This window comes from Paracoccus rhizosphaerae (assembly GCF_026162645.1).
GTDB classification, from domain to species: domain Bacteria; phylum Pseudomonadota; class Alphaproteobacteria; order Rhodobacterales; family Rhodobacteraceae; genus Paracoccus; species Paracoccus rhizosphaerae.
This window is the reverse complement of record NZ_JAOTBE010000111.1, coordinates 1-6,265: the sequence shown is the minus strand read 5'-3', so window position 1 is coordinate 6,265 and position 6,265 is coordinate 1. Positions and strand designations below refer to the sequence as shown.

The 6,265-nt window shown below is 66.7% G+C and carries 4 protein-coding genes and 2 pseudogenes; 1 reads left to right on the top strand and 5 read right to left on the bottom strand.

Annotation, left to right across the window (positions count from 1 at the left end; genetic code table 11):
- Positions 1 to 667: 667 nt before the first annotated feature.
- From amaB to OC184_RS20625, 3 genes and pseudogenes are all read right to left on the bottom strand, one after another.
- Positions 668 to 2,197, bottom strand: a complete 1,530-nt coding sequence (gene amaB, locus OC184_RS19240; RefSeq protein WP_265508772.1) for an L-piperidine-6-carboxylate dehydrogenase — start codon at positions 2,195 to 2,197, stop codon at positions 668 to 670.
- A 4-nt stretch (positions 2,198 to 2,201) separates the two neighbouring features.
- Positions 2,202 to 2,621, bottom strand: a complete 420-nt coding sequence (locus tag OC184_RS20630) for a 2-oxoadipate dioxygenase/decarboxylase family protein (RefSeq protein WP_378927059.1) — start codon at positions 2,619 to 2,621, stop codon at positions 2,202 to 2,204.
- A gap of 74 nt (positions 2,622 to 2,695) precedes the next feature.
- Positions 2,696 to 3,499: pseudogene (locus tag OC184_RS20625) on the bottom strand (2-oxoadipate dioxygenase/decarboxylase family protein); the annotation flags it as partial.
- A gap of 202 nt (positions 3,500 to 3,701) precedes the next feature.
- On the opposite strand from OC184_RS20625, the gene OC184_RS19230 reads away from it, so the two are divergent.
- Positions 3,702 to 4,592 (top strand): LysR family transcriptional regulator, encoded by an 891-nt coding sequence (locus OC184_RS19230; protein WP_265508770.1) that lies wholly within the window; start codon positions 3,702 to 3,704, stop codon positions 4,590 to 4,592.
- On the opposite strand, the gene OC184_RS19225 is transcribed toward OC184_RS19230, so the two are convergent.
- Together OC184_RS19225 and OC184_RS19220 are read right to left on the bottom strand one after the other, a co-directional pair.
- Entirely contained in the window at positions 4,589 to 5,866 is a 1,278-nt protein-coding gene (locus OC184_RS19225; protein ID WP_265508768.1) for an NAD(P)/FAD-dependent oxidoreductase, read from the bottom strand. The two genes, OC184_RS19230 and OC184_RS19225, sit on opposite strands and share 4 nt — an antisense overlap.
- Before the next feature lie 180 nt (positions 5,867 to 6,046).
- Positions 6,047 to 6,151: pseudogene (locus tag OC184_RS19220) on the bottom strand (ZinT/AdcA family metal-binding protein); the annotation flags it as partial.
- Positions 6,152 to 6,265: the final 114 nt, after the last annotated feature.

Here is a 6,265-nt window from a genome sequence, read left to right as displayed (position 1 = left end):
CCCACACCGCCCATAGCGGACGGCCGCCCGCCGTGGTCTACTTCAATAGTATCGAAACCGATCAGCACGCCCAGCCAGAAGCTTAAATCAGCCGGGAAGCTGTCCAAGGATCGGGGAGTAGCTCACATCTGCCGGACCCCGTAGAAGGGGGTGTCGAGGAACTGCTTGTCGATCAGCTGCATCAGGCTGAGGTTCTGCTCCGTCTCTCCGACCGGTTCATGGTAGAAGGGCAGAGCGCGAGGTCGACAGTTGGCGGCATTGCACCACGATCGACAGCGCAGGGTGATCGCGCAGCGCTATAGAAATCAACGCATCCTAACCGTAGCGATCATCGCGTTATAGATGATCCGCGTGGCGCCCGCCCCTGCCGTCACCTCGTCCTGGTGAAGTCCAAGCCGCTCTCACGCCGGAATCTGTCGCGGATAGCGCGCTTCATCTCGGAACTGCCGTCGAGGGCGGTGCATTTCGTCTGGCCCTAGTGGATGGCCGCGACGGCGGCCTCCCTGATGTGGTCGGCCTTGTCTCACACGCGCCTAGGATGATGACCGGCTGCCCCTTGCGCTTCAACGCCGTGGCGCGGGCGGTGATGGTGAGGATCTTGGACACGCCGAGATCCTCGATCCGACCGGCGGGGCAGAACATGCTGCTGCTGATGTCCATCCGGCCCTCAGATGTCGAACACGACGCCCTGCGCCAGCGGCAGCTGGTGCGAGTAGTTGATCGTGTTGGTCGCGCGCCGCATGTAGGATTTCCACGCGTCCGAGCCGCTTTCGCGGCCGCCGCCGGTCTCCTTCTCGCCGCCGAAGGCGCCCCCGATTTCGGCGCCCGAGGTGCCGATGTTGACGTTTGCGATCCCGCAGTCCGAGCCTGCCGCCGACAGGAAGGCCTCGCTTTCGCGCAGGTCGGTCGTGAAGATCGAGGAGGACAGACCCGCGCCCACGGCGTTGTGCTGCTCGATCACGTCCTCGAAGTCGCTGTAGCGCATAACATAGAGGATCGGCGCGAAGGTCTCCTCCAGCACCGGACCGGTCTGGGAGGGCATCTCGACCAAGGCAGGCTTGACGTAGAACGCGGCCTCGGGTGCGACGTCCGTTACTCGGGTGCCGCCATGGACAGTGCCGCCCGCATCCTCCGCGGCCTTCAGCGCGGCCTGCATCGCCTCGTAGGCCTGACCGTCCACCAGCGGCCCGACCAGCGCCTGCGTGGTCAGCGGATTGCCGACCGAAACAGACCCATAGGCTTTGATCAAGCCCGGCACCAGCTGGTCATAGACGCTGTCATGCACGAACAGGCGCCGCATCGTGGTGCAACGCTGCCCGGCGGTGCCCATGGCCCCGAAGGCGATGGCCCGCAGCGCCATGTCCAGATCGGCCGAGGGGCAGACGATGCCTGCGTTGTTGCCGCCGAGTTCCAGGATCGAGCGGCCGAAGCGCGAGGCGACGCGCGGGCCGACCTGCCGGCCCATCCGGGTCGATCCGGTGGCCGAGACGAGCGCCACGCGCGGGTCGTCGACCAGTGCCTCGCCGGTTTCGCGGCCGCCAATGACGACCTGGCTCAGCGCCTCGGGGGCGTCGCCGAAACGGGCCAGCGCCCGGTCCAGGACCGCTTGGCAGGCCAGCGCGGTCAGCGGGGTCTTCTCGGACGGCTTCCAAACGACGGGGTTGCCGCAGACGAGGGCCAGAGCGGTGTTCCACGACCAGACCGCGACGGGGAAGTTGAAGGCAGAGATGACGCCCACCACGCCAAGCGGGTGCCAGGTCTCCATCATCCGGTGGCCGGGGCGTTCGGTCGCGATGGTCAGCCCATAGAGCTGGCGCGAGAGGCCGACGGCGAAGTCGCAGATGTCGATCATTTCTTGCACCTCGCCCGCGCCTTCGGACGGGCTCTTGCCCGCCTCGATCGACACGAGGCGGCCGAGATCATCCTTGGCCGCGCGCAGTTCCTCGCCCATCAGGCGGACCAGTTCGCCCCGGCGCGGTGCGGGCACCTTCCGCCAGCTGCGGAAGGCCGTGGCCGCACGGCCAATGGCCGCCGTCACGTCGGCGACGGAATGTTCGGGCAGCGCAGCGAGCTGTTCCCCCGTGACGGGAGAAAAACTCGCCATGCTGCCGCTGTCCAAGGCGGAGGTGTCGGCGCCAAGCTTCTCCAGAACGGAGCGGGCGATGCTCTTGAGATCCATTTCGGATGCGTCTTTCATCGGGTCATTCCTTCTTGTTTCGTGTCTTGCCACAGGGTGGCAGGCAGACCGCTCCGCGGCGATCATGCCGGGACCCTGTTAAGGCAGGTGGCCAGGGTGGCGGCCTCGATCCGGGCATAGTGGGCGAATTCATCCAGCACCGTCTGGCCAAGATCGGCCTTGAACCGCTGCTGGTTGGGGCAGGTGGCACAGTCCTGACGGCTTCGTCGCCAAGGTTGGACTGGAAGATGCCCGCCGCGGGAACCGGCATGAAATCCTCGTGGACGATCGGCTCGCAGCGCAGGACGCTTGCCAGCAGGGCCTCGGGCTCGTCGCCCGCGACCTCTCCGTTCCCGGTCGGCGACCACTGGAGATATCCCAAAACCTGCCTGCGGACCTCGGTCCAGTCGTCGGGGAAGGCCGCAAAAGACGTCGGCCAGCACATGCTCGTATCCGTGCGCGTTCGACCTGTCGGCGGCGGGTATAGGTCAGCAGTTGGCCATGAAGGGCGCGGCCCTTGCGCGTCAGGGCAATGCCCCACGCCTCCATCTCGGCGAAGCGTACAATGTGGAACCCTTTGGCCGCCGTCTCTCCTGGGAAGATCACGCGCTCCCGCAGCGCCTTGAACGAAGTCTGGCGCAGCAGGACTGAGCGGCGGCGGGTGGGCGGACCCTCGATCACTGCGTAAGGGGCGATCCCGTGGGCAGGCGTCCGCGCCTGCACCTTATCGATGTCCAGCGTGTGCGGCGTCAGATGGTTGCAATGCCGCCCCTTGAAGGGCGCCACGTCGGCGATCAGCCGGTGCGCATCGTGCAGCCGCTGGTAAAGGCCCGCAGCGACGAGCGCGCCTGAATGCCCGCCGAAGGTCTCCAGCGCCTCGGCCAAGAAGTGGTCGGCGTCTGCCTGGTCGAGGCCGCCGTTTTTCTCGGCGTTCTGAACCAACGCCAGGCAACCGGGGGTAAAGATCTGCCGGCGGGCCAGGATCGTCTCGGCGTCGGCGCGCAATGCCGCGCCGTCGATCAGGTCACGTTGCAGCAGCGAGGTGAAGACCCGGGACGGGTTGCTGCGCAGCGCCTCCTCGGCCACCGGACGGAAGGCCGTCGAATGGACGCCGGCCTCCGTCAGATTGTAATAGCCGACCGGCTGCATGCCCATCACCGCGAACAGGCGCCGGATGGTCGACAGCTCGGCCGCAGTCCCCACGCGGATCGCGCCGTGGCGATTTTGCAAGATCCGGTTCAGATGGTTGGACTGCGACAGGGCGTCCCGCAGACCCGGATCGCGGTCCAGCACCTCGGCATCGACCTGGGGGACAAGCTCCATCCCCGTACCATAAGCGGGCAGCTTGTCACGGTACATCGCCAACATCTCAGCCGAAAATCCCTCGTGGATCTCACCGGGCGAAATGAGTCCTGTGGTCGTCATGCCGACGTCCTTGATATTGCCAGGCGCTTCATTCACTTCCATACAGTATCAACTTCGCAATGAAACGCGATGGATACGACTGACTTGATGAGAAACCGGAATGAAGCTGAGCCGCAGCCAACTTCCCGACCTTGCCGCGCTTCAGGCGTTTGAGGCCGCTGCACGCCACGGCAGCTTCACCCGCGCCGCGGTCGAGCTGAACCTGACACAAAGCGCTGTCAGCCGTCAGGTAAAGGACCTTGAGACTCAACTGGGGATCGCCCTCTTCGAAAGGGTGCGCCAGCGGATCGTGCTGTCCAGCGCCGGCCAGCGCCTGCGCCCCGAGATCGAGGCCCTTCTGGCCGGGCTGCAGCATCTGACGCTGCGCGCGGCCAGCGGCCGCGACGTGACGGGGCATCTGTCGTTGGCCACGCTTCCGACCTTCGGCAGCCGCTGGCTGATGCCACGCCTGCCGGGGTTCCTGCAGGCCCATCCCGGCCTGCAAGTCAGCGTGACGGCGCGGCAGGGCGCGTTCGACCTGATCGAGGCCGGAGTCGATGTCGCGATCCATCACGGCAAGCCGGTCTGGCCGGGGGCAAGCTGCACCTACCTGTGCGCCGAGACGGTGCTGGCGGTGGCTGCACCCGCCGTCATCAACACCGGCACCCCGCCCGAGGAGCTGCCGCTGCTGCATCTGGCGTCGCGGCCGATGCTGTGGCCCGAATGGCTGGAGGCCCAGGGAGAGCCTGCGGCGCGCGGCTTCCAGGGCCACCGCTTCGACCAGTTCTCTCTGCTGATTGAAGCCGCGCTGGCCGGGATGGGCGCGGCCCTGCTGCCGACCTATCTGATCGAGCGGGAACTGCAGGCGGGCGATCTTTGCCCGCTTGGGGGAAGCGCGCTGACGACCGAGGCCGCCTATTATGTGGTCACGCCCGATGAGCGCGCGTCCGACCCCGTCGCCGTGGCGTTCCGCCAGTGGATCATCACACAGGTCGGCCGCCTGCCCGACTAGCCGCGCGCGTCGATCAGGTGATAGGCCTGCGCGCCTGCCTCGTAATAGGCGCCGCGCAGGGCGCGCAGGGATGCGGGCTGCGGAGGCGTGGGTTGCAGGGGCAGTTCGGTGTTGCCACCTGTCAACCAATCGGCAAGGCAGCGGCCGAAGGCGGTGCCGGGCGCGATGCCGCGGCCGTTGTAGCCGCAGAAGGTCACGACCCCCTCGGCCAGCTGGTGGAAGCGGGGCAGGTTGTCGCTGGTCATGCCGATGGTGCCGTACCATTCGGCCTCGAACTCGACCCGGCCAATCTGGGGGAAGGTCCGCTTCAGCGCCCGCCGCGCCCAAGCCCGGTGGATCGCCTGGCCGCCGTGACGCAGCGCGCCGACCGACCCGAAGACCAGCCGGTTCCGCCGGTCCATCCGGAACGAGGTCAGCACCTCGCGCGTGTCCCAGGCCCCTTCCCGGTTCGGCAGGATCCTTTTTGCCACGTCGTCGGGCAAGGGCGCGGTCGCCAGGTTGAAATAGGGAAGGAAGACCTGCTGGGTGCGGATCTCGGGCATCAGGTGGCGGGTATAAGCATCGGTGGCGAAGACCACCTTGCCTGCCGTCACCGCACCCTGGGGCGTGGCGATGCGCCAGCCCCCGTCATGCGACCGCAGCTCGGTCGCGGGCGATCCGGTGAAGATCCGCGCGCCCCGCCCGATCGCGGCATCCGCAAGGCCTCGCGCATAGGCCAGCGGCTGGATGGTGCCGGCCCGCGCGTCGAAAAGCGCCCCGTGATAGCGTGAGGTGCCCAGTCTCTCAGCCGCAGCCCCTGCGTCCAGCAGCTGCACCGGCGCGCCGCGCCGCGACCATTGCTCGTGGCGCTGTTGCAGTTCGGCGAGGCCAGTCCTGTCGGCGGCGACATGCAGCGTTCCCGCCCGCGTCGCCTCGCAGTCGATGCCATAGCGTTCGATGATGTCCCAGACATGGGCCGGACCCTCGCCCAGGAAGTCGATCAGCCGTTCCCCACGCTCAACCTTCAGGGTATCGACCAGCGCGTCGGGCATCACCCACATGCCGGCGTTCACCAAGCCCACGTTGCGTCCCGCACCGCCGAAGCCGATCTCGACCGCCTCGAGCAGGACGACGTCGGTGCCGCGTTCGGCAAGATGCAGGGCGGTCGACAGGCCGGTATAGCCGCCGCCGATGACCACCACTTCGGCCCGTGTCTTGTCCGCAAGCGGCGCCGTGACCGGCGCTGGCCGGGCGGTCTTTTCCCACAGCCCGTGGCTGCGCGGGTTTCCCTGCATGTGAACAACCTTCCATGATCTGTCTGACAGGTTCCGACCACATCCTTTGCCAAAGAGAAAGCCGCTGCGACAGCGCTGTCTTGATCTGATCTCACTCTGACCAGGAGATCAAGGCGGGCAGAGGACCGGCGCACCGGCGCCTGGCCATCCTATTGGTGCACTTGATGCTGTGTATAGCTGTCGGTGATCGCTGAACTGGATGAAATCGGGGGCGGAGTCATTGCCGCTGGTCTTCTCGAAGACATACCGGACGCCACGGTTGCCGGCGACATAGGTCCAGACTTCGGTAACGGGGTCGTCCCAGTCAAGCGGTTTCACGCATGTGCCGTTGTCCGCAGAGCAGCGGCTTCAGGTTTGGTCTGATCGTCGTATTTCTGGCACAGCCGCCTTCGTCTGAGA

Bases quoted from the DNA above. Each gene is read 5' to 3' on its own strand.
- amaB (WP_265508772.1), bottom strand. From the start codon at position 2,197: ATGAAAGACGCATCCGAAATGGATCTCAAGAGCATCGCCCGCTCCGTT.
- OC184_RS20630 (WP_378927059.1), bottom strand. From the start codon at position 2,621: ATGTGCTGGCCGACGTCTTTTGCGGCCTTCCCCGACGACTGGACCGAG.
- OC184_RS19230 (WP_265508770.1), top strand. From the start codon at position 3,702: ATGAAGCTGAGCCGCAGCCAACTTCCCGACCTTGCCGCGCTTCAGGCG.
- OC184_RS19225 (WP_265508768.1), bottom strand. From the start codon at position 5,866: ATGCAGGGAAACCCGCGCAGCCACGGGCTGTGGGAAAAGACCGCCCGG.